This is a genomic window from Paracoccus tibetensis (assembly GCF_900102505.1).
Taxonomy (GTDB): Bacteria; Pseudomonadota; Alphaproteobacteria; order Rhodobacterales; family Rhodobacteraceae; genus Paracoccus; species Paracoccus tibetensis.
This window is the reverse complement of record NZ_FMVT01000013.1, coordinates 54673-77317: the sequence shown is the minus strand read 5'-3', so window position 1 is coordinate 77317 and position 22645 is coordinate 54673. Positions and strand designations below refer to the sequence as shown.

21 protein-coding genes and 1 pseudogene are annotated in these 22645 nt (G+C 65.4%); 9 read left to right on the top strand and 13 right to left on the bottom strand.

Translation table 11 applies throughout. The annotated features are described in order from the left end of the window. Window positions 1–259 precede the first annotated feature (259 nt). Window positions 260–1378 (top strand): helix-turn-helix transcriptional regulator, encoded by a 1119-nt coding sequence (locus BLP73_RS16215; RefSeq protein WP_139165994.1) that lies wholly within the window; start codon window positions 260–262, stop codon window positions 1376–1378. A 717-nt stretch (window positions 1379–2095) separates the two neighbouring features. Here the strand turns inward: BLP73_RS16215 and BLP73_RS16210 are convergent. Then, a complete protein-coding gene (locus tag BLP73_RS16210) occupies window positions 2096–2356 on the bottom strand; it encodes a cation diffusion facilitator family transporter (RefSeq protein ID WP_175453393.1) in 261 nt (86 codons plus the stop codon). A gap of 63 nt (window positions 2357–2419) precedes the next feature. On the opposite strand from BLP73_RS16210, the gene BLP73_RS16205 reads away from it, so the two are divergent. The 3 genes and pseudogenes from BLP73_RS16205 (at window position 2420) to BLP73_RS19470 (ending at window position 4959) form a co-directional block, all read left to right on the top strand. Then, window positions 2420–3127, top strand: coding sequence for an IS6 family transposase (locus BLP73_RS16205; protein ID WP_090747133.1), 708 nt, complete (start codon window positions 2420–2422; stop codon window positions 3125–3127). A gap of 54 nt (window positions 3128–3181) precedes the next feature. After that, window positions 3182–4072, top strand: a pseudogene (locus BLP73_RS16200) (IS5 family transposase); the annotation flags it as partial. Window positions 4073–4719: 647 nt separating this feature from the next. Next, a complete protein-coding gene (locus tag BLP73_RS19470; protein ID WP_090747130.1) occupies window positions 4720–4959 on the top strand; it encodes a hypothetical protein in 240 nt (79 codons plus the stop codon). 57 nt (window positions 4960–5016) lie between these two features. Here the strand turns inward: BLP73_RS19470 and BLP73_RS16190 are convergent, their stop codons facing one another. The 12 genes from BLP73_RS16190 to BLP73_RS16135 form a co-directional block, all read right to left on the bottom strand. Further along, window positions 5017–6033, bottom strand: a complete 1017-nt coding sequence (locus BLP73_RS16190) for an ABC transporter ATP-binding protein (RefSeq protein ID WP_090747127.1) — start codon at window positions 6031–6033, stop codon at window positions 5017–5019. Continuing rightward, window positions 6033–6818, bottom strand: coding sequence for an ABC transporter permease (locus BLP73_RS16185; RefSeq protein ID WP_090747124.1), 786 nt, complete (start codon window positions 6816–6818; stop codon window positions 6033–6035). Before BLP73_RS16185 ends, BLP73_RS16190 begins: the two co-directional genes overlap by 1 nt. Further along, on the bottom strand, window positions 6815–7678 hold the full coding sequence (locus BLP73_RS16180; protein WP_090747121.1) for an ABC transporter permease: 864 nt from the start codon (window positions 7676–7678) through the stop codon (window positions 6815–6817). The genes BLP73_RS16185 and BLP73_RS16180 overlap by 4 nt, the downstream gene beginning before the upstream one ends. 67 nt (window positions 7679–7745) lie before the next feature. Further along, complete coding sequence (locus BLP73_RS16175) at window positions 7746–8783, bottom strand: ABC transporter substrate-binding protein (protein ID WP_090747118.1); 1038 nt, start codon at window positions 8781–8783, stop codon at window positions 7746–7748. Then, window positions 8780–9745 carry a PfkB family carbohydrate kinase gene (locus tag BLP73_RS16170; protein ID WP_090747116.1) on the bottom strand — a complete coding sequence of 322 codons (966 nt, stop codon included), beginning with the start codon at window positions 9743–9745 and terminating at the stop codon, window positions 8780–8782. The genes BLP73_RS16175 and BLP73_RS16170 overlap by 4 nt, the downstream gene beginning before the upstream one ends. After that, a complete protein-coding gene (locus BLP73_RS16165; protein ID WP_090747111.1) occupies window positions 9742–10749 on the bottom strand; it encodes an ADP-ribosylglycohydrolase family protein in 1008 nt (335 codons plus the stop codon). The genes BLP73_RS16170 and BLP73_RS16165 overlap by 4 nt, the downstream gene beginning before the upstream one ends. A gap of 3 nt (window positions 10750–10752) precedes the next feature. Beyond that, entirely contained in the window at window positions 10753–11457 is a 705-nt protein-coding gene (locus BLP73_RS16160; RefSeq protein ID WP_090747108.1) for a GntR family transcriptional regulator, read from the bottom strand. A gap of 133 nt (window positions 11458–11590) precedes the next feature. After that, entirely contained in the window at window positions 11591–12217 is a 627-nt protein-coding gene (locus BLP73_RS16155) for an isochorismatase family protein (RefSeq protein WP_090747104.1), read from the bottom strand. 53 nt (window positions 12218–12270) lie between these two features. Continuing rightward, window positions 12271–13299 carry a 2,5-dihydroxypyridine 5,6-dioxygenase NicX family protein gene (locus BLP73_RS16150; RefSeq protein WP_090747101.1) on the bottom strand — a complete coding sequence of 343 codons (1029 nt, stop codon included), beginning with the start codon at window positions 13297–13299 and terminating at the stop codon, window positions 12271–12273. A gap of 18 nt (window positions 13300–13317) precedes the next feature. Next, window positions 13318–14109 carry an alpha/beta fold hydrolase gene (locus BLP73_RS16145; protein ID WP_090747098.1) on the bottom strand — a complete coding sequence of 264 codons (792 nt, stop codon included), beginning with the start codon at window positions 14107–14109 and terminating at the stop codon, window positions 13318–13320. Beyond that, a complete protein-coding gene (locus BLP73_RS16140; RefSeq protein ID WP_090747095.1) occupies window positions 14109–14858 on the bottom strand; it encodes a maleate cis-trans isomerase family protein in 750 nt (249 codons plus the stop codon). Before BLP73_RS16140 ends, BLP73_RS16145 begins: the two co-directional genes overlap by 1 nt. Before the next feature lie 119 nt (window positions 14859–14977). Beyond that, the gene (locus tag BLP73_RS16135) at window positions 14978–15409 is read right to left on the bottom strand and encodes a MarR family winged helix-turn-helix transcriptional regulator (RefSeq protein WP_090747092.1); all 432 of its coding nucleotides are present in this window, start codon (window positions 15407–15409) and stop codon (window positions 14978–14980) included. 217 nt (window positions 15410–15626) lie between these two features. On the opposite strand from BLP73_RS16135, the gene BLP73_RS16130 reads away from it, so the two are divergent. The 5 genes from BLP73_RS16130 (at window position 15627) to BLP73_RS16110 (ending at window position 22531) form a co-directional block, all read left to right on the top strand. After that, a complete protein-coding gene (locus BLP73_RS16130; RefSeq protein ID WP_090747090.1) occupies window positions 15627–16112 on the top strand; it encodes a (2Fe-2S)-binding protein in 486 nt (161 codons plus the stop codon). Continuing rightward, the gene (locus tag BLP73_RS16125; protein ID WP_090747086.1) at window positions 16105–19497 is read left to right on the top strand and encodes a molybdopterin cofactor-binding domain-containing protein; all 3393 of its coding nucleotides are present in this window, start codon (window positions 16105–16107) and stop codon (window positions 19495–19497) included. Before BLP73_RS16130 ends, BLP73_RS16125 begins: the two co-directional genes overlap by 8 nt. Window positions 19498–19613: 116 nt before the next feature. Then, on the top strand, window positions 19614–20759 hold the full coding sequence (locus BLP73_RS16120) for an FAD-dependent monooxygenase (RefSeq protein ID WP_281179934.1): 1146 nt from the start codon (window positions 19614–19616) through the stop codon (window positions 20757–20759). A gap of 111 nt (window positions 20760–20870) precedes the next feature. Continuing rightward, the gene (locus BLP73_RS16115) at window positions 20871–21056 is read left to right on the top strand and encodes a hypothetical protein (RefSeq protein ID WP_090747080.1); all 186 of its coding nucleotides are present in this window, start codon (window positions 20871–20873) and stop codon (window positions 21054–21056) included. Then, complete coding sequence (locus BLP73_RS16110) at window positions 21053–22531, top strand: sodium:solute symporter family protein (RefSeq protein ID WP_090747077.1); 1479 nt, start codon at window positions 21053–21055, stop codon at window positions 22529–22531. Before BLP73_RS16115 ends, BLP73_RS16110 begins: the two co-directional genes overlap by 4 nt. Window positions 22532–22645: the final 114 nt, after the last annotated feature.

Sequence of the window (22645 nt, the reverse complement as noted above, 5' to 3'; positions counted from 1 at the left end):
TTACTGCCTAACGGACCACCGATTGTCCTCCGGAGAGAGTGGCATCTTCCCAGGCTCTGCTGGCAACACTTCAGATTCCTCACCGATCAAGCTTGAAGGCGGCTTCTTATCTATGGGAGATCCCGACCTTACTATACCAGTCCCACGCTCCAGTTGGTCACCACACCGCCTTGGAACTGACAGCTTGCGATTAGACTTTGTCCATAAGAGATGCCGCGTCAGGATTCCCTGCAAAGTCCCCGATCATGGGTGAACTAATATGGCAAAGCTCAGGCAAAATAATGATGCCTTTGAAAAGCTCGTCGACGCGATTTACGCCGCAGCGGCCGATCCTGTTTGTTGGCGCGAAGCTCTTGATGGCCTGAGCGACAGCCTTGATGGCGCGGCCTTCATATTCAGCTCCTTTGATCATAACCATCTCTTATTCGCTAGGACCCATCGCCTTGATCCCGGCCACGATCGCGTTCTATTGGAGGCCTTTGCCTCGCCCGCCACGAACCCGTTTGTTAATGCAATGCCTCGACTGCCTGCGGGTAGGATCATCCCGCGAGAGAAAGTTATTGACAACTGCACTTATGAAAGGAGCTCGATCTACAATGAGGTCTTCCGGCCTCAGGGTCTGCGTCACGCGATGGTCTCCTGCCTCCATCGCGACACGACCACCTTCATGCCGCTTGGCGTGTTCCTAGCCCAGGGAAAGGAACTTCAACAGGCGCATGTGCGGACGATGTCGCGCATCGCACCGCACTTGAGGCGCGCGATTCAGCTGACGGTGAAGCTGGAGGAAGCCAAGACCATGCGCCGGCTCGCAGAGGCAGCGATGGATGTCGACCGCGAGGTGATGTTGGTCCTTGATACTGCCGGAAGGATCGTTTTCGCGAACCGCGCGGCGACCGTAGAGCTGGCAAGGCAGGAAGTAATCTCTGGCAGGGGCGGCAAAATCGCTCTCCGGAGTGAGGCCTTGCAGCGCATAATGATGAACTTGGTGTTTGAGGCTGCCAGCGGAGTCGGTGCCCGCGGCGGAAGCTTTGCGCTCCTTGATGCGACGGGTGCCGCGGTGCGCGGCGTCACGATAATGCCGGCACCGCCGGAAGGTTCGGGTAATGTATTGCACAATAAAGCCGAGGCGATCCTCCGCATGATCGACTTGACGGCTGGACGGGCACCACAGCCGGCAAGGCTTCACGGAATCTTCGGATTTACAGAAGCGGAGGCAAGGCTAGCGGCCGACTTGTCTCGGGGGCTTGCGCCGGAAAGCGTGGCCGAGCTCCGCGGGGTACGGATCAGTACGGTCAGAAGTCAGATCCGCTCGATCCTCGACAAGACAGGGCAATCACGACTTGTCGACCTCGCGCGCCTACTTGAGCGCCTAGCATGATTCCACTGCGCCGTTTCATCAAGCACCCTCTCTTTGACGTGTGAGCTGATCAAAATCAACTAGAAGAGATGTTCTCATCATCAATTTTGAGGATGTGCGAATTGCATTGCTGCAGCAACATCAACTTGCCGCGTTCTTCAGGGTGTGTGACATGTTACGAGTATCTCCTTACTCTTGCACCTTGCGGCGAGCTCATCGCCGGACCTCCCGCGACAAAGGGTTGCTCCTCCAAACTTCCGGAGAGATCCGGCGATGAGTAGGCCTAGGAGCTGCTGAGGAAGTAGTCAGCACTCGATCTGGGTTTCGGATTGTGTTTCAACCGAGTGAACTGGCCTCGGCTTCGAACGTAAATGCGTGGATGCTCCCATTGGTGCAAGGACCTCTTCAACCGTCAGGCGTTTGATCGGGTGTTCACATGTGTCAGGCTTGGTTGTGCGGATTTTGTCGGCTGTGGCCTGCCCCAATCCATTGGTCTGGTTTCAGTCTTAGCAGGCCGCAAAACTCCGGTCTCGACGCTCATCGGCGAACATGATTCACCGGCACTACGGCAGAGGTGGAGTTGGTGATGCATGGGATCGAACTCGGAACACAAAAGGTCAGCGGCAGCGTATGATGGTGGCGAGAAGCAGTAGATCGTCGTCTATGACGAATTGAGACAGAAGGAGGGCACTGATCAGGACGGCGAGGCCTCACAGCTTGATCACCTGATGATGCTGACTAAGCCAACGGACCCTCTATTTCGATGGTCATGTGCGACAGGTCGTGGATGTGCGCGAGCTTGGCCCGATAGGCCGAAAGAGACAGCGGTGATGCCGACCGGATGACGGCGATGGCCGCATGCTGTCCAGGGCCCAATTGCCAGACATGAAGGTCGGTGACCTTGTCCGCATCGGTTTCCACGGCGGCGCGGATCTCGTCGGGCAGGTCTTCGCCATAGGGAATGTAATCCAGAAGAACCCGTCCCGTGTCGCGGATCAAGCCCCAGGGGCACCGTCAACTTGCGGACTGGCCGAAGTTTTGGTTTCCGGCTAGCCTTTGCAGATGCTGACCAATCGCGCTGCTCTGTATGCCGGCCACCGCTATCCGGCGGTGGTCATTGCTCACGCCGTCTGGCTTTACTTCCGCTTTCCGCTGAGCCTGAGGATGGTCGAGGAAATGCTGGCCGAGCGCGGCATCGTGGTCAGTCACGAGACGATCCGCCGGTGGGGGCTGAAGTTCGGCGCTGCGTACGCCGCCGAGATCCGTCGGCGTCAAAGGGCGACGGGCGACAGGTGGCATCTTGACGAGGTGGCAATCTCGATCGCCGGCAAGACGCACTGGCTCTGGCGTGCCGTCGACCAGCAGGGCGTCGTGCTCGACATTCTCGTCCAGAGCCGCCGCGACGCCCGGGCCGCCAAGCGCCTGCTGCGCAAGCTGATGAAGCGGCATGGACGCGTTCCGCGGGTCATGGTGACCGACAAGCTGCGAAGTTACGGCGCGGCGGCAAGGGCCATCATGCCCGGCGTCGAGCATCGCCAGCACAAAGGTCTCAACAACCGCGCGGAGAACAGTCATCAGCCCACCCGACGACGGGAACGGATCATGAAGCGCTTTAAGTCGCCCGGACAGGCGCAGCGGTTCCTCGCCATCCACGACCAGGTTGCCAATCTCTTCAGAACGCCAACCACCGCCACCGCCGATCACCGCAGACAAACAAGACAGCAGGCTCACGCGGTCTGGGCCGACGTCGTGACGGTTGCCGTCGCTTGACGCACCGCCGAAGTAGGCGCTCTACGATCTGAGGGCGCAAGTTGACGATGCCGGCCGGCCTATAACGAAGCGCTCAAGCGCCGTGGCTCGCTGACCATCTGGTTCGATTCCGCCATGACTTGGGAGGCCACGCCCACTGGCAAGCGCGGTCGCCAGCCTGACTAGAGCGATGCTGCCATCCAGACCTGCCTTACAATGAAGGTTCTGTTCGGCATGGCGCTCCGGCAGACGACCGGGTTCGTGGAGAGCCTGCTACGGTTGATCGGCCTGGACTGGGCGGTGCCGGATTTCAGCACGCTGTCCCGTCGTCAGAAGACCCTCGCGGTGAACATCCCGTATCGCGGCTCTAAGGGGCCGCTGCACCTGCTGATCGATAGCACCGGCATCAAGGTCGAGGGCGAAGGTGAGTGGCACGCCCGCAAGCACGGTGGCCCCAAACGGCGCGTCTGGCGCAAGATCCACCTCGGTATCGACGAGGAAACCCTGGAGGTTCGAGCCGTCGAGATCACCGGAAGCCACGTAGGCGATGCACCGATCCTGCCCGACCTGCTCAGTCAGATCCCGGCAGGCGAGGAGATCGGCAGCATTACCGCGGACGGCGCCTACGATACCCGAAAGTGCCACGATGCCATTGCGGATCGCGGTGCTCATGCCGTCATACCTCCTCGCAAGAATGCGAAGCCGTGGAAGACCCTCACTGCCGGAGCCATCGCCCGAAATGAGGCCCTGCGCGCCGTGAAATATCTCGGCCGTGCTATCTGGCGAAACTGGAGCGGATACCACCGACGAAGCCGTGCCGAAACGAAGATGCACTGTATGAAACTGCTGGGGCAGCGCCTCATGGCTCGGGACTTTGACCGACAGGTCGCGGAGGTCCAGATACGCATCGCCGTCATGAACGGCTACACCGCGCTCGGCATCCCTGTCACAGAAACCGTGGGATGAATCCGGCTGGGGAAAGGGGAACCTCGGACATCAGAGGCTTTGTGCAACAGAGCCTCGTGCGGGGCATGTTCATGGTCGCAAGGGCAATGTCAGCCCTGTCCGCCCGATCGCCGTGCCGATGGTCGCGGTACTGGACGACGATCCGCTATCGTTCACGATTTTTCCTTGTGGTCATGTGCGAGATCGCTTTGACTAGCCCGCCGATGGGCAATGAATCTGTTTGAGGCTCATTCGAGCATTCTGAGGGGGCATGTAGCACAGGGTCCGAGTGCTGGTCATCAACACAACCAACAGGCGGGAGATCAGGCCGCAGATACAATCTAGCGCAGCCTACCCCCGGCCATGGCGCTGAGGCGGTGGTGGTTGACCTGCCCGCGGCGCCTCTGGCAATCCAGTCGCCCGCCGACCATGCCATCGCCGGGCTGCTGGCCACCGCGCGCATCGAAGAGGCCGCAAGGCAAGGGTTTCACAGCGCGGTTCTGGCATGTTCGACGACATCGCCATCGCCGCTCGCGGCCGCCTGCCAATCCCGATCAGCGGCGCCCTAGATGCCAGCCTGACCATCGCCCGAACTTAGGCCCTGAGATACCCCATCGTCACGACATTCGAGGCTGCGGTTCACGGCATCCGCGCCCTCGTCGCGCGGGATGGCATCGGTGGGGACTGCGCGGTGCGCCGCAGGGATCGGCTTCAGAACGACCGCCCAGTTGTCAAATATTACGCTGGCGAAGCTGCAGGAAATCATCGACACCTCGGTCAGCGGCGACGGCGCGGAGGCGATCATCCTTGGCTCAGGTGCCTTGGCCGGCCGAGCCCCTGTCCTCGCCGAGGGGATGGACCTCCCGGTGATCGACAGCATCGAACCCCAATACGCCTCGCTGCCGTAAGCGCCGCTATGTCACGCCAAAATTTAAAGCACCGCACGCCCGTCGTTGGATTGCAGCTCAGGCAGGGGTCGGCACAGCAATGGTATCAGCGGCCGACCAGCTCAACCACACGTCGGCGCCGGGCGCGATTTGCGGGATGTCTCGGTCTCGTGCGATAACCTTCCAGTACGAGCCATCGATGTCTACAAGACAGGTTGCCATGGCACCCGCGAATACATGCTGGGACATGCGGCCCTGGATGGCGTTCTTCCCAGGTGCAGGAACCGTGGCGACGCTCAGCGCTTCCGGCCGTACCGCAAAGCTGCCTGCGCCGGAGCGGCATGGCAGTTCAAGGCCGGCCACCCGAGACGGCGGGAGCCAATTGGCCTCGCCAAGAAAGCTGGCAGCGAACGCATCTACAGGACGTTCGTAAACCTCCCGCGGCGGGCCGACCTGCACAATTCGACCGTCTTTCAGTATGCCGATGCGGTCCGACAAAGTCAGCGCCTCTTCCTGATCGTGGGTCACGAAGATCGTTGTGATGCCCACTTCGCGTTGGATACGGCGCAGCTCCAGCTGCATGTCGACGCGCAGGGTCTTGTCCAGCGCCGACAGCGGCTCGTCCAGCAGCAGGACGCGCGGGCGGGTGACGATGGCGCGGGCCAGTGCGACGCGCTGGCGCTGGCCGCCCGACAACTGGCTGGGACGGCGCTGGCCGAGATGGCCAAGCTGCACCAGCTCCAGCGCCTCGGCAACGCGCCGGCGCTCTTCGGCGGCGCCGACTTTCCGGACGCGGAGGCCGAAGCCGATATTGTCGGCAACGCTCATGTTCGGGAACAGCGCGTAGTTCTGGAACATCATGCCAATGTCGCGCTTCTCAACCGGGACGCGCTGGACCTCGCGCTCTCCAATGCGGATGCTGCCGCTGTCGGGGAAGTGGAAGCCCGCGATCGTGCGCAGCAGTGTCGTCTTGCCCGACCCCGAGGGACCCAGCAGCGCGAAGAAGCCGCCATCGTCGAAAGTGATCGACACGTCGTCCAGTGCCTTTGAGGTGCCGAAATGCTTGGTGACGGCAGTGACGTCGACGCGGGACATCAGCGTTCTCCTCCGAAGCGGGAATAGCGGGTGGCGATGAACATGATGGCCATCGACACGGTGATGATGATGGTCGAGATCGCGTTGATCTCGGGGGTGAAGCCCTTGCGGATGGCGGTGTAGATGAGGACCGGGAGGGTGCTGTCGCCGGGCTGGGACAGGAAGTAGCTGACCACGAACTGATCGAAGCTGACCGCGAAGGCGAAGAGCGCGCCGGCCACCATCCCCGGCGCGATCCAGGGCAGCGTCACGCGGCGCAGGACCGTCCAGCCGCCGGCGCCCATCGATCGGGCGGCCTCTTCCAGGGTGATGTCGAAGCTGGACAGGCGGGCTGTGACGGTGACTATGACGTAGGGCAGGGCCAGCGCCACATGGCCGATGATAACGGCTGGCGTGCCGCGCCCAAGGCCAATAGCGAAGAAGAAGATCAGCATGGCCGTGCCGGTGATCAGCCACGGGATCGCGATGGGCGGAAACAGCAGCAGTTGCAGCACCTTCTTGCCGCGGAAGTCATAGCGGAACAGCGCGATCGAGGCCGCCGTGCCAAGCGCCGTGGCGATGAGCGTCACCACCAGTGCGATCGAGACCGAGCGCAGGGCGGCCGTGATGATCTGGGGGTTGCCCGCCATTTCGGCATACCAGCGGGTCGAGAAGCTGAAGGGCAGCTGGTAGAAGGGAGAGGCGTTGAATGACATCGCCGCCATCACCATGATCGGGGCGTAGAGGAAGACCAGGATCAGCGCCAGCCACAGCCGGCCCAGAACGGGAAGCAGGGGGCGTCTCATAGCCGGGCCTTTCGAAGGATGGGGCTGGTCAGCGTCAGGATCAGCAGCACCACCGCCAGCAAGATGAAGGACAGCGCGGCGCCAAGGGGCCAGTTGTAGACGGCGACGAACTGGTCCTCGATTACCGTGCCGTAATAGGTGCCCATGCGGCCGCCGAGGATGCGTGGCTCCATAAAAGAGCCGACGACGGGCACGAAGACCAGCACTGCCCCGGCCAGAAGCCCGGGCAGTGACAGGGGCAGCAGCAGCCGCCACAGGATCGTCAGCGTCCCGGCCCCTATGGAGCGAGCGGCGTCGATAATATCATCGTCGATCGCCTGCAGCGCGAGATACGAGGTCAGGATGACATAGGGCAGGTAACTGTGGACCAAACCGATCACGACGGCATGGGTAGTGAACATCAGGTTCAGGCTGACGTCGAAAGGAAGCACTGCGTTAAGCCCCAGCTCAAGCACACCATTTCCTCGCAGCACGATTGCCCATGAGAAGATGCGGACGAGCGAGTTCGACCAGAAGGGCAGTATGACCAGCAGGAACAGGGTCTCACGCGCGCGGCCGCGGATGGTGCGAGCGAGGACCAGGGCGCAGGGATAGCCAATCAGGATGCAGATGACCGTGACGGTCAGGCCCAGTTGCAGCGACTTCCAAAGCAGCGTGGCATAGACGGGATCGGTCAGGAACAGACGGTAGTTCTGCAGTGTCAGAGACCAGTCCGGCCCGTCCTGCGGCAGGGCCGTCAGGACGCTGAAGAACAGCATGGCGGACAGCGGCAGGAAGACCGCGACAGTCAGCCACAGATAGGCAGGCGAGAGCATGGCGATCAGGCGCCGCCTGTCCCCCGTGGCTGTGATTTCGGCCATTTCCGTTCCTCTTGTCGCTGAAAGCGGCGTCAGGATGGGCCGGGCGCCCGAAACGCCCGGCGCGTCTTCACTGGGCGGCCTTCAGGCCTTGCCAGATCCGCAGGTAGGTCTCGCGCGTCTCATCGCTGAGTTCGCCCTGGAACCTGACGCGGGCGGCCACCTCGGGATCGCCCAGAACGCGGCGGTTGAAGGCATCCTCGGGCAGTGCGGCAGCGGCATCGGCATTGGCCGAGGCGGGCGCGCCCTCGGCATCCCATTGCACGTAGAACGCGGGGTCGATCATCCAGTCGATGAATGCCAGAGCGGCCTCCTGATGGCTCGAGCTGGCAGGGACGGCAAGCGAATCCAGCCAGCCGATGGCCCCTTCCTCGGGGACGACGAACTCGACCGGCAGGCCAAGCGCGGCCGAGCGCGCCGCAGATCCCGACCAGTAGGTGGCGATGTCCAGCTCGCCCGCGGCCATGAACTGGTTCCAGTCGTTCTCGCTGCTCCAGAAGGTGCGCAGCTGGGGCAGCAGCTCGGCCAGCTTGGCCTCGGCGGCGCCCAAATCGGCGATCTCGTTGATGTCCTGCCCGGTCGCCAGAGCGGCCAACTGCATCGCCTCAAGTGCGTCGTCGCGGATCGAGACGCGACCCGCATGCGCGGGGTCCCACAGCGCCTGAATGCTGGTCGGGGCCTCGGGGATGGCCGAGGTGTTGATCGCGAACGAGGTCAGCCCCCACGTCCATGGCACCCCGTAGACCTCACCGTCGATCATCAGCTTCGGATCGGCCGCAAAGCCTTCCGGGATGCCGGTGTAGTTCGGCACCTCGGCTGTGTCGATGGCCGTGACCAATCCTTCGCGCACGGCCTGCGGCATGAAGACCGCGTTGATCATGACCACGTCGTAGGCGCCGGGATTGGTGCGCAACTTGGTCAGCATCTCCTGTTCGCTGTTGAAGTATTCGTGGATCACGCTGTGGCCGGTGGCCTCCTGGAAGGCCTCGCTCGCAAAGCTGGTGTCGGTGCCGTAGCCCTGCCAGTTCAGGACGCGGATCTCGTCGGCCTGCGCGCCGGTGGCCAGCGCCAGCGCCAGGATCGAGAGGGAAGAACGTGCGGTCGTCATTCAGTTTCCTCCTTGTTGGTGGTGATGCACCCGTTTCGGGTGTCATTGGCTTGGGTTCTGAGGATGGCCTCGACCTCGACGCGCGCCGGGGCGGTGGCGGGGCCGAAGCGGGTCGTGGAAAGGGCGGCGGCGACGTTGGCGTAGCGCGCCGCCGCCAGCGGCGGATCGCCGGAGATGAGCCGGGCCATGAAGCTGCCGATATGGCAGTCGCCGGCACCGTTGGTATCGACCGGCGCCACGTGATGCGGGGGAACGCATTCAAGCGCGCCGCCTGTTGCCAGCAGGCAACCGGCGGCGCCTTGACGCAGCAGGGCGCCACCCCGGCGACCGGCGGCAAGCGCGAGGGCGGCTGCGGGCGCATCGGCACGCCCGGTGAGGTGGCGCGCCTCGTCCTCGTTCGCGCTGATCCAATCGGCCCGCGCCATGACCTGCGCCAGCACGCCGGACGGGATCAGATGCGCGACCGGCGAGGGGTCGAAGACGACCGTGATTCCGGGGCCGAGGGCGGCGATCCAAGGCGCCAGCGCGTCCCGTGCCCGGTCGTAATGCAGCACGTAGCCCGACAGCAGGACATGGTTGACGTCCGGCAGGTCCAGCCCGGCAAGGTCGGCCGGCCGGATCGTCCCCTCTGCACCGGGATGGCTGACGAAGCTGCGCTCTCCGCCCGGCTCGAGCAGCACGACGCAGCATCCCTGATCGAGGCCCGGGAGGCGCCCCTCCATGGTGCCAATCCCCAGCTCCTCGAGCCGCATCGCGACGGTGTCGGAAAACGGCCCGGTTCCGAGCCGGCGGCCGAGGCGCACATCGGCCCCGGCGGCCCGAGCGGCGGCCATGGCGTTGAAGCCGCCGCCGACCTCCATCGCAAAGTCCTCGGCCGCCTCCTCTTGGCCCGAGACGGGCAGGGCGCGCACCTTGTAGATCATGTCTACCACCGGGGCGGTCATCTGCAGGATAACGCTCATCGCGCGGCGCCCTCGGTCACCTGGCCCCGCAGCGCAAGCAGTTCGGCCGCCAGCCCGTCCAGATCCAGTTCGTTCGCCGCCACCACCTGAGCCACTGCCGTCGGGGGCAGCGCGCCGTAAAGCGCGCCCGCCATCGCGCCCACCATGGCGCCAATCGTGTCGGTGTCGTCGCCCGCATTCGCCGCGATCAGCAGGCCCTGCCAGACGTCTTCCCCAGTCAGCGCGAGGATGCCGATGGCGGCCGGGACGCTTTCGTGGCTGGCGACAGAGGTCCCGGTCCCTGCCAGCAATGCGTCCTCGTTCCCCTGCGCCGCCAGGTCCAGCGCATGGCGGATACGGGCCTCCATCGCCGTCTCACCGACCTGCTCGCCGCATGGCTGCCCGGCACGGCAGGCGATCAACGCCTGCGTCAGCGCCTGATTCAGCGGCTGCCCGGCGATCCCGCAGGAGACGATCATCGCGACCGCCGAGGCGGCCGCGATCGCCTCGCCCGTATTGTGAGTGACGCGGCAGGTGCGGGCGACACGGGCGACAAGTTGATCCGGATCGGGCGGGGTCATGATGCCGATGGGGGCAATCCGCATCGCCGCACCGTTGGTCGTGCCGCGGCGACCCGTCTGCTCCGGCGCCTCGCCGGCCAGCAGCGCCTCGATGGCCCTGCGGGACGAGGGGCCCAGAAGGTCCGAAAGGCCCTTGGCCTTGACGTCCGCTTCCCAGTCCAGAAGGTCCTGCGCCCATGCTCTGTCGTTGAACCCCGCCGGATCGGCGATCAGGCGGCGGGCCAGAAGAATCGTCTGCTCAGTGTCGTCTGTCACCTGCGCCGCCCCCAGCCCATGCGACACCGGATGGCCGGGGAATGGCGCGACGAAACCGGTTATGCGACCATAATGGGCGCGGATCGCCTCGCGCGGCAGGGTCTGGGCGGGCATCCCCAAGGCATCGCCGATGGCAAGGCCCGTCAGGCAGGCTTGCGCGCGGTCGAGGGCGGAGGGCGCGAGTGGCATCGGTCAGAACCTCATATGCAGGCCGAACAGCATCGGGTCCAGCAGGCTTTCGACATATTCAGCGACATCGCCCGCCGCGGTACGGGTCAGGCGACGCAGGTGCAGCATTGGCTCGCCGGGTTCGCGGCCCATCAGGGCGGCATCTCGTGGCCCGAGAGCGGGCAGGACATTGGCCCATTCCTCGCCCGCGGCGGGCGAGAGGCGCTGCGCTTCGAGTGTGCGGCTGAGCGATCCATCCTGCAGCCCCTGCGTCAGGATCGGTTCGAAATCGTCGCGCCACGGCACGCGTGAGCGTTCCAGCGTCAGCGCGCGCCCCGTGTCCTGCAGAAAGCGCAGGCGATCGACCGCCAAAACCTCGGCGTCGGAAAAATCCGGGGCGTCCAGTTCCATCGGCTGGCGTGCGATGGTCAGGATGCGCGTGCCCATGCGCGTGCCCGCGTCGGCCAGAGCAAGACTCCAGCCGGGGCCGCTGTCGATCACCGTGCCGCCATAGGTCACGAACGACCCGATGCCGACCTTTGTTCGGATCAGCCCTTTCGCGGCCAAAATCCCCAAGCCTTTGCGGACGGTGCTGCGGGAGACGGAAAACCGTTCCACGAGGGCGCTTTCGCTGGACAGGGCATCCCCGTCGAGCAGCGAACCCGAGCGGATCTCGGCCTCCAGCACGTTGGCGATCTTTTCGGACTTTGTCCTGAGCATGGGGCGCATCCGCTGTCTGAACCAGGAAATCTTAGACAGGTTCATACAGGTATGTCACCAACTATTTTATCGGCTTAGTGGTAAAATAGAAAGCGGTTGCCGAAACGGCAGCCGCTTTGGCCGGAGTGATGTATGCACCTGTCTACTTTGACAGGCTGTGCAGCCATGTCAGGATGTCGTTGCTGTCCGTCACGTCAGCGTATTTCTGGCCCATGTCAAAGAGATTGGCCTGATGCGGCGCCGCGGCTCGGTCGGCGCAGCAATCGGCGGGCACCAGGACGTTGAAGCCCGACTGAACCGCGTCCACCACGCTCGCGCGCACGCAGCCCGAGGTCGTGGCGCCCGTCACGATCAGGGTGTCCACGCCTGCCCCGGCCAGCAACCCGGTCAAAGACGTGCCGAAGAAGGCCGACGCGCCCTTCTTCGTGATCACCACATCATCCGGTTGGATGCCCGTGCATTCGTCGATCTGCACGAGCCGGCTGCCCTCCAGCAACGCCGCCATGCCGGTCGCCTTCTTGAGCCAAGGCAGCTTGTCCACCTCGCCTGGATGATACGCGATGGTCGTGTAGATGACAGGGAAACCGCCAGCTCGGGCGGCATTTGTCAGGACGCGCGTTGCGGCGATGGGGCCGGCCATGTCGGCGGCGGTGGGGTATCGCGTGTCAGTGAAGCCATAGGTGAAGTCGACCACCAGCACGGCGGGGCGCTGCCCGCGCGGGACCGGCCGGCCGAAGCCAGCCTGATCATAGACCTGTTCCTGGGACATGGGAGAACCTCAAGGGGATGGCCCCGCGCGGCGGTTCGCGGGGCGGGCGGGTGTCAGCGGGCCAGCTGGATCTCTTTGACGACGATGTCGCCATCGACCACGACGGCCTCGTCATCGAGGAACAGCGAGCAGTTCCGCATCGGGATGTCCAGGTGGCAGGCCGTGTCGTTCGGCCCGCCCAGCTCGTTGTTCGGCCCGGTCGAGAACATGACATTGCCGTAGAAGCTGCGCGGCTCCATGCCCATGCCGCCCTCGAAGCTGCCGGGGACGAAATTGTGCCACTTTGCGTTGGGGTTCATGCCCCAGCCCACATGGCTCATCCCGAAGCCGCGCTTGTCGTTGAAGGCCGCCATGTAGCCCTTGACGATCTCGGCCTCCAGCCCGCCGCGGATGTCGGTGATCCAGCCCTTTTCGATCGTGTAGGTGATCGGCTCTCGCACCATCAGGTTCTGCGGCAGCAGGATGTCGCCCGGCGCCACCACGATCTGACCGTCCACCCCGTCATCGTCCCCGCCTGTGAAGACGAAGCCCGAGGGCCAGTGATCCCACCGCCCCGGCGTGTCGGTGCAGGCATATTCCGGCACCGTGCGGTAGGTGTTCAGCTTGTAGGTGACGTCGGTCCCGTGGGGCGAGGTGATGCGCATGACCTTGGCGCGGTCCAGCATGTCGGCGGCGATGGTGACCTTCTCGCGCAGCTCGGGATAGGGCAGCATCCGGGCCAGCAGCTCGGGCGGCTCAACGGCGGTCAGGATGCGCGTGCCGGCGGCCTGGATGGCGAACTGTTCGGGGCTGAACAGCAGGAAGATGCAGTCGATCAGCATGTCGCAGTTCTTCAGCGCCTCGACGGCATCGGGCATGGCGGCAAGGCCGGTCTGGCCCACCGCCCAAGCGTCGGTCGGCAGGGGCGCGGGCAGGCGCATGTGATACATCTTGGCCCCGAGCCGCTGTCCCGCGGCAATGAAGGCCTCGGCATAGGCCAGCCGGTCCGAGCCCTGCGTCAGCACGATCAGCTTCTCGCCCTCGTGCACGCCCGACATCTTCAGCTGATGCAGGCAGATTTCCGTGAAGCTGGTATGGTCCATCTGCGTCTTCCCTGTTGGTTATGCGTTGAAATTCATGACGGCATCCAGAAAGCCGGGCAGGTCGTCCCAGGGGATCATGTGCCCGGCGCCGTCCACGATGCGCGTCTCAAGGTTCGGGATGAGGGACTGGATCTCGGCCAGGTCCTCGGGCTGGATGACGGGGGCGCCGCCCGCGACGACCAGCCGGACGGGCAGGCTGAGATGCGGCATGTCCTGATGCACGTCGTCGGTGTGAAAGCCGTCATAGGCGGTCTTGATGGCGCCGTAATGGCAGGTGTGCAGCCACTCGGCCCGCAACGCGACCTGAGCGTCGGTCCATGTCGGACAGAAGGCGCGCATCTCGGCGGCTGAACAGCCGCGCTGCGCCAGCCGGATCGAATCACCATACCACGGCCAGGCAGACGGATAGGCCCGCCGCCCCGGACCGCTGACCGGCGGATCGACGAGGATCAGCCCGCCGAAGGTGCCCGGCGCGCGCCGCTCGGCGCGGATGGCGATGCGCGCGCCCATCGAATGGCCCAGCAGCACCGGCTTCTCCAGCCCGCAGGCCGCGACCAGCGCCGCCGCGTCATCGGCCAGCGCGTCGACGCCGTAATCCAGATCGCCCGCCTCGCTGAGGCCGCGTCCGCGCACGTCCAGCACATGCACGTCGTAGCGCTCGGCCAGCCGCTCGGCGACGAAGCCCCAGGTAATCGCCGGAGAGGTGATGCCGGGGATCAGCAGCATCTGCGGGCCGGGCCCGGCATAGCGGATCAGGTGCTGGCGGATGCCATTGGCGTGGACGTTGTAGCCCTGTGGGGTGATGCTCATCAGTAGGCCCCCGACAGCAGCGTCCCGCCGCCCGGCACGCGGGTCGGCAGGTCCAGCGCGCGCAGCATCGCCCAGACCGTCGCGGCGGCGGCGGTGATCACCGGCTTGCGCGTCTGCGCCTCGACAGTCGAGATTGCCGCCAGCGAGGGCATCTGAACGCAGGCCGACAGCACGATGGCGTCCACGTCCGAGACATCCATGCCCGCCACGATGCCCGGCAGGTCCATCGGATCATGCGCCGCGACCGCCAGATTGTCCGAGATCTCCAGCGCGCGGTAATCGCCGACCTCGATCCCCTCGTGGCGGATGTAGTCCACGACCATCTCGGTCAGCGGCTTCATGTAGGGCGTGACGACCGCCACCCGCCGGGCGCCGATGGCACGGATGCCGTCGACCAGCGCACCGGCCGAGGTGATGACCGGCGCTGCGGCGTCGTTCTGGGCGGTGACGCCGTGCAGCCGCTCGGCCGACGCGCAGTGATACCCATGGCCCATCGACATGATCGCCACAAGACAGGCATAGCCCATGACATCGACCCGGGCATCCGACAGCTCAAGCGCGCAGCGGTCGCTGTCGGCATCCATCGCGGCCAGTTCTTCGCGGGTGACATGCTTCATGCGCATGCGCGAAGAGTGGAAGGTGAACCGCTCGGGCGCCACCATCTCGCGGGCACGCAAGAGCGCGGGGATTTCCGTCTCCATCGTCACGTTGGAGCTGGGGACGATCTGGCCGATGCGGATGGGTCTCATGGGTCCTGCCTTCTGGATGAGTCTCCAAAGGCTAGGGCGCAGTACGCCAGAGGTTCAAGAAGAATCGTATGCGTGCACCCAAACTTTTGCGCATCGCCCGCGATCTGTGCAGTGGCGGCTCAGCTGATCTTGCGCAGGAGGGCCAGCAGCATGTCCTGCTCATACGGCTGAAGCGGCGCCAGCGTCTGCCGGGTGATCTCCTGCATCAGAGGCACGGCCTCGGCGAGAAGCGCGCGCCCGGCCTCGGTGGTGGACAGCATGTGCCGCCGCTTGTCCGTGCCGTCGGGACGGCTGACGACAAGCCCCCGCTCCTTGAGGCGCGAAACAACGCCCTTGGTCGTGGCGGCATCCATTGCGACCATGCGGCCAAGGGCGTTCTGGGACACTGGCCCCGGCTCGGTCGCCAGGCGGTGCAGGGTCGAGAACTGGACCGGAGTCAGCAGATTTCCCAGCTTTTCAGTGCAGATAGCGATATGGGCCTGATGCGCCTTGCGCAGCAGAAAGCCGATCTGATCGTCCAGACGGTATTCCGAAAGCTCCTGCCGCGTCATATGCCGTTCCCTTGCCGCCGCCCCCTTGCGGGGCAAGATGTCCTTAACGCGGCAGGGCGCTGTTCGCCATGGCCCGTCGCCGGCCAAGCCCGTCAAGGTGGGTCTGCCCGGAAAACGAGCAGCAGAAGGACGCCGCGCCGGCAGTTGGGAAAAATGTTTGTGTGCATTCGATTCATCAGGCAGGCTGAGGCATGAGGCACTGGATCGCGGGGCGAGGATGGAGCGGCTGGACTTTACGCTGAACGGAAAGGCTGTCGCGGTGACAGGGGCGGCGCGGCTGACGCTTCTGGACGTGCTGCGCGATCGTCTGGAGCTGAACGGGGCGAAATACGGCTGCGGCCTTGGCCAGTGCGGAGCCTGCACGGTGCTGGTTGACGGCGCTCCGGCCAGATCTTGCGTCATGCGCGCGGCGCGGGTGCAGGGGCGGGCCGTCACGACGCTGGAGGGGCTGGCCGCTCCGGACTCGGGCACGCTGCATCCGGTGCAGCAGGGCTTCATCGACGGGCAGGGCGCGCAGTGCGGCTATTGCCTGAACGGCATGGTGATGACCGCGGTGGCGCTGCTGGCCCGCAATCCCGACCCGACCGAAGCCGAGATCCGGCAGGCGCTACGCGACAACCTGTGCCGCTGCGGCACCCATCTCGAGATTGTCGCCTCGGTCCGCCACGCCGCCCGCCGCATGGCCGAGGCGGCCGATGTCTGAGCCGCTGCCCGGCCTGCTGTCAATCTTCGACGATCGTCCCGAGGGGCGCATCAGCTTTCTTCAGATTGACGAGACGGGCCGCGTCACCGCCCGGAACGGCCATGTCGATCTGGGCACCGGGATCGAAACTGCGCTGGCCCAGATCGTCGCGGAAGAGCTGGACCTGCCGCTGAGCGATGTGCGGATCGTCCTTGGCGATACCGCTAGCACACCCAACCAGGGCCCGACCATCGCCTCCGAGACGATCCAGGTCGCCGCACATCCTTTGCGCTTAGCGGCCGCGCAGGCCCGGCAAGCGCTTGCGGGCCTTGCCGCCCGGCAGTTCAACGCGCCGGCCGCGGAGATCACCACCGAGGGCGGTGCGGTGCACTGGCGCGACGCCTCGATCCACTATGGTCCCCTGATTGCCGGCACGCAGCTGACGATGCGGCTGGACCTCGAGGTGCCGGTGAAGGACCCGGCCGACTATCGCATCGTCGGGCGGCCGATGGGGCGCGTGGACCTCCCTGCCAAGCTGACCGGCGCCTTCACCTATATCCATGACCTGCGCCTTGACGGGATGCTGCACGGCCACGTCCTGCGCCCGCCTTATGCCGGGCGCGACAGCGGCGATTTCGTCGGGCGCAGCCTGATCGGGGTCGACCGAGCCTCGGTCCAGGGGATGCCCGGCCTGGTCGACATCGTGGTCGAGGGCGATTTCGTCGGCGTCGTCGCCGAGACCCCGCAGCAGGCGCAGGCGATCGCCGAGGCGCTGCGTGTCGATTGGCGCATGCCGCCGCCACTGCCGCCGATGGAGCCGCTGGCGCAGACGATCAAGGACCAGCCGTCCACTCCGCGCCTACTGGACAGCACCGGGGACTTTCCCCGTGGCCTTGCTGAATGCCACAGCACGCTGGCGCGCACCTATCTGTGGCCCTTCCACGAGCATGGCTCGATCGGGCCTTCCTGCGGCGTGGCGGACTGGCAGGACGGCGCGCCGGTGGTTTGGTCGGGAACACAGAACCCGCACATGCTTCAGGGCGATCTGGCGCTGCTGGTCGGTCTTGCCCCCGAACAGCTCGAGGTGCGGCGCCTGCAGGCCGCGGGGTGCTATGGCCGCAACTGCGCTGATGATGTCTGTGGCGATGCCCTGCTGCTGTCGCGCGCCGTCCGCCGTCCGGTCCGGGTGCAACTGACCCGCGCCCAGGAACATCTGTGGGAGCCGAAGGGCGCTGCCCAGTTGATGGAGGTGCAAGGCGGCATCGGCCTCTCGGGCGATCTTCATGCCTATGGCTTCGACAGCTGGTATCCCTCGAACCGGGGGCCGAACCTGGCGCTGCTGCTGACCGGCCGCATCTCGCCCGAGCCGCATCATGCGATGATGGGCGATCGGACCATCGTGCCGCCCTACCGCGTGCCGCACAAGCGCATCACCTGCCACGATCTGGCGCCCATCGTGCGGGCGGCCTGGATGCGCGGCGTCTCGGCCCTGCCCAACACCTTCGCCCATGAGAGCTTCATCGACGAGCTGGCGCATGAGGCGGGCGAGGATCCGGTCGCGTTCCGCCTGCGTCATCTGGACGATCCCCGGCAGGCCGATCTCGTCCGCCGCACCGCGGACGAGGCCGGCTGGCAGTCTGGCCGCGGTCCGCGCCTCAGGCGGCAGGGCCGGATGGCCTATGGTCAGGGCTTTGCCTATGCCACCTATGTCCATGGCGCCTTTCCGGGAACCGCGGCGGCCTCGGCGGCCTGGGTCTGCGACGTGGCCGTCGACACCGAAACGGGCGAGGTCACGCTGACCCGTGTCTTTGTGGGGCAGGATCAGGGCCTCGTCATCAATCCGGACGGCGTGCGCGCGCAGATCCATGGCAACGTCATCCAGACCGCCAGCCGCACCCTGACCGAAGAGGTCACCTTCGACGCCATCGCGCCGGTCGCGAAAAGCTGGGCCAGCTATCCGATCCAGAGCTTTGCGCAGGTTCCCGAGATCCGGACGATGCTGGTCGAGCGGCCGGGCGATCCGGCGCTCGGCGTCGGCGAAAGCGCCGCCGTGCCGGCCGCCGCCGCCATCGCGAACGCGATCTTCGACGCCACCGGCATCCGCCTGCGCGAGGCGCCCTTCACCCCCGAAAAGCTGCGCGCCGCGCTGGCCGCGAACGTCGCGGCGGCGCTACCAGCCCCGCCGCGCCCGGTGCGCAAGCGGCGCTGGCGCGGCATCGCGGCACTTGGCGGGGCGCTGACCGCCGGCGCGCTGGCGCTGCCGCTGCATTCGGCGATCCCGCTCAGTCGAGCGCCATCGCCGTCGCAGTTCACTTCTGAGACGCTGGCCCGGGGTGCCGAAGTCTTCGGCGCAGCAAACTGTGCCGGCTGCCATACGGCCCAAAGCGGTGCGCCCTCTGCCGGCGGCCGGCCTATGGAAACGCCCTTCGGCACCGTCTACAGCACGAACCTGACGCCTGACCCGCAGACCGGGCTTGGCCAGTGGTCCTATGCTGCCTTCGAGCGGGCGATGCGCCACGGGATCAGCCGCGACGGCAAGAACCTCTATCCCGCATTTCCCTACACGAACTTCGCGCGGATCGACGATGGCGACATGCAGGCACTCTATGCCTATCTCCAGACGCTGCCGCCGGTGCGGGCGGAAACGCCCCGCGCTGCGATGCTGACGCCGGTCAACCTGCGACCCGTGAACGCCGTCTGGAACGCCATGTTCCATGACCCGGCGCCGCTGACCCCCGATCCGGCGCAGAGCGAGGCGTGGAATCGCGGCCGCTACCTGGTCAAGGCGGCCGGCCATTGCAGCGCCTGCCACACGCCGCGAAACGCCCTTGGCGCCGAGGATGCCTCCCGCGCCTTTGCCGGTGCGATGGTCGGCACGGACTGGGCGCCGCCCCTGGCGGGGCCCGAGGCAGGGGCGCGGGGCTGGGATCAGCCCGCCTTTGCCGCTTATCTGCGGGACGGTCATGCACCGGGCATCGCCAGCGCCTCGGGCAAAATGGCCGAGATCGTCGCCAGCCTCGGCGCGGTGCCGGATGCCGATATTCAGGCGATGGCGACTTACCTCGCCAGTCAGGTGACCGACGCCCCGCCGCTGCCCCGAATCGAGGCGGAAGTGCCGCCCGGCCCGACCTCGCGCCTGTTCGAAGCCGCCTGCGCCAGCTGCCACCTGCCCGGCCTGTCGGGTGCCGAGACAGCAGCGCAAGTGCCGCTGACGATGTCTTCGGCGATCCGCGCGCCGCAGCCAGACGCGGTGATCGGCGTTATTCGGGACGGGATCGAGGCGCCCTTGTCTCTGCCTCTGCGCGACATGCCGGCCTTTGGCGCCGAACTGGACCAGGCGCGGATCGCCGAACTGGCGAATTATCTGCGTGCCCGTTTTGCGCCGGACCTCGAAGCCTGGCGCTGATGCGACTGATATTTAGGCAGAGGCCCGACAATTTTCGTCTGCGACGCGAGAATAAGTTGCGCCTTAGACTCATTCGCCTACAAACGAACTAGACGTACTTGATGGGAGATAGCCACGTGAACGCCATCGATCGCATCGACATTGCCGTCATCGGCGCCGGCCTCGGAGGCGCGGCAGCCGCTGCCCTGCTGATCGAAGCTGGCTTCGAGGTGCATGTCTTCGAACAGGCGCCTGAATTCGTGCGCCTCGGGGCCGGGATCCATATCGGTCCGAACGTGATGAAGATCTTTCGCACGATCGGGCTGGAAGACCGGCTTGCCGCGATCGGCGCCCATCCTGACCACTGGTTCTCGCGCGACGGGATGACGGGGGAATACCTGTCGCGGATCAAGCTTGGGGATTTTGCCAAACGCGAATACGGCGCGCCCTACATCACCATCCATCGCGGCGATCTCCACGCCGAGCAGATCGCCATCCTGCCAAAAGATCGCCTGCATTTCGACCACGGCCTGACCGATCTGGAAGAGCGCGAGGACCATGTTCTTCTAACCTTCGCCAATGGCCGGCAGGTCGCGGCGGGCCTCGTGATCGGCGCGGACGGGATCAACTCGCGCATCCGGGAAAAGCTGCTGGGCGTCGAGAAACCCCGGTTTTCCGGCTGGATCGGGCATCGCGCGCTGGTCGACATGGACAAGCTGCGCGCGACCGGGCTGGACTATGAGCGCTGCGTCAAATGGTGGTGGGACCAGTCGCGCCACATCATGGCCTACGCTACAAAGGGCGACGGAAGCGAATATTACTATGTCACCGGCGTGCCCGTGGACAGCTGGGATCACAATGCCGGCTTCGTCGACAGCTCGCGCGAGGAGATGGAGGCGATCTTCGGCGCCGGCGCCCATCCCATGGTCCGCGGCCTGATCGACGCCACGACCGAGGTGACGAAATGGCCGTTCTGGAACCGCGACCCCATGAGCCTGTGGAGCCAAGGCCGGCTGTGCCTTCTGGGCGACGCCTGCCACCCGATGCGCCCCCATATGGCGCAGGGCGCCTGCATGGCGATCGAGGATGCGGCAGTTCTGACCCGCGCCCTGTCCCTGACCGGGACCGAGGATTACCGCACCGCCTTCCGGATCTATGAGGAGGCCCGGCGCGAGCGGGCGACCAAGGTCCAGACGATCTCGAATGCGAACACCTGGCTGAAGCAGCCGGAAGATCCGGCATGGGTGTATGCATATGATCCAATGACCGTTCCGCTGCACTAGGGCCGGGACGCGCGACCGATCTGCGCGTGCACGCGCAGGTCCAATCATGTGAACGAGGAGGTCGGGCCCGCCGGGCTGAAGACCGCCCATCACCAACGGGGAGTTGAACGAATGTCCCGCAGCCTGTCGCTGAAGCTGGTCAGCCTGGTTATCCTGGCCTGCTATCTTGTCCCTTACGCCCTCATCGGTCACATCGCCGCCTGGTATGGCAGCTTCCTCTTCTGGACCCTGGCCGGTGTGGCGATCATCATCCTGAACATCACCGCCACGGCCGGCTTCACGGAGAACGCGGAATGACCCTCTCGCTCGTCATCTGGGGCATAGCCATCTACGTGGTGCTGTCGCTTGTCGTTGCATGGCTCTCGCGCTCTGGCCCGACGACGTCCATGTCCGGCTACTTCCTCGGCGACCGGGGTATGGGCGGCGTCGTGTCGGCGCTGAGCTATTCCGCGACGACCTATTCGGCCTTTATGATGGTAGGCCTCGCCGGGCTGACCTATCGCGGCGGCGTCGGCGCGCTCGGCTTCGAGATCGTCTATTTTGCCGGGGTCACGCTGGTCGCGATCTTCGGGCCGCGCTTCTGGCGCGCAGGCAAGCGCCACGGCTTCGTCACCCCCTACGAGATGCTGGGCACGCGCTATGGCAGCAAATGGGTGGCGATCCTGGCCGGGTTGACCAGCCTCGTCTTCCTGATCCCCTATTCGGCGGTGCAGCTGTCCGGCGTGGGCTACCTGCTATCGGGTATGACGCAGGGCCAGATCAGCTTCGGCACGGGCATCCTGATCGCCACGGTGCTGGCGATCCTGTTCTCGTATATCGCGGGCATCCGCTCGGTGATGTGGACCGACAGCCTGCAGGCCGGCGTGATGATCGTCGCGTCCAGCGCCGTCTGCGTGCTGGTCGTGGCCGAGCTTGGCGGCTTCTTCACCATGTTCGAGCGCATCGCCGAGGCATCCCCCGCCATGCTTCAGGTGCCGGGACCCGGCCTGTTCAGCTTCGCGACCTTCCTCGGCATGACCCTGCCATGGTTCTTCTTCGCCATCTCCAACCCGCAGGTTAGCCAGCGCCTGTTCATGCCGGCATCGCTCGGCGCGCTGCGCCGGATGCTGATCATCTTCCTGTGCTTCGGGCTGGTCTACACGCTGGTCTCGGTCATCTGGGGCTTCTCGGCCTTCCTCGCCTTCCCGGATCTGGAGCGCCCTGATCTGGCGACTTCAATGCTGCTGTCGTCGGACTTCGTGCCGCCGGTGCTGGGCGTGATCGTGATGATCGGGATCATGGCGGCCGCCGTGTCGACCATCGATTCGATCCTGCTGACGCTGTCCTCGATCTTCTCGCGCGATGTCTACGCCAACCTGACCGGGGACCGCGATGACGCACGGCAGCTGAAGATCGGCAAGTTCGTGATCCCGGTCATCTCGCTGCTGGCGATGGGCTTTGCTGCGATGGAGTTCAGCATGATCGCGATCCTCTCGGTGGCGACCTCGGTCGGACTGGTGGTAATCGTTCCAGCGACCATTGGCACGTTCTTCTGGTCGCGGGCCACGGCGACGGGGGCGATCGCTTCGATCATCGGCGGGGTGGTCTTCGTGTTCGGGATGTATCTGACCGGCAACTCACTGATGGGACTGAATGCGGGCGTTCTCGGCTTCCCGGTCGCGGCGCTGATCTTCATCGGCGTCAGCCTGGTCAGCCGCCCTTCGCCGGACGAGGTGCTGGACGGCTTCATCGACCCCCGCCCGCAGCCCATGGGCGCCGCGAAGACGGCCTGACATTTCGCTTCCCGGACAAGGCGGGCCCGCATCGAAAGATGCGGGCCCTTCGCATCGCACGCTTTGCAAGGCCCGGCCGCGCCGTGCCATAGCAACGAAAGCTTCTGAACGGGG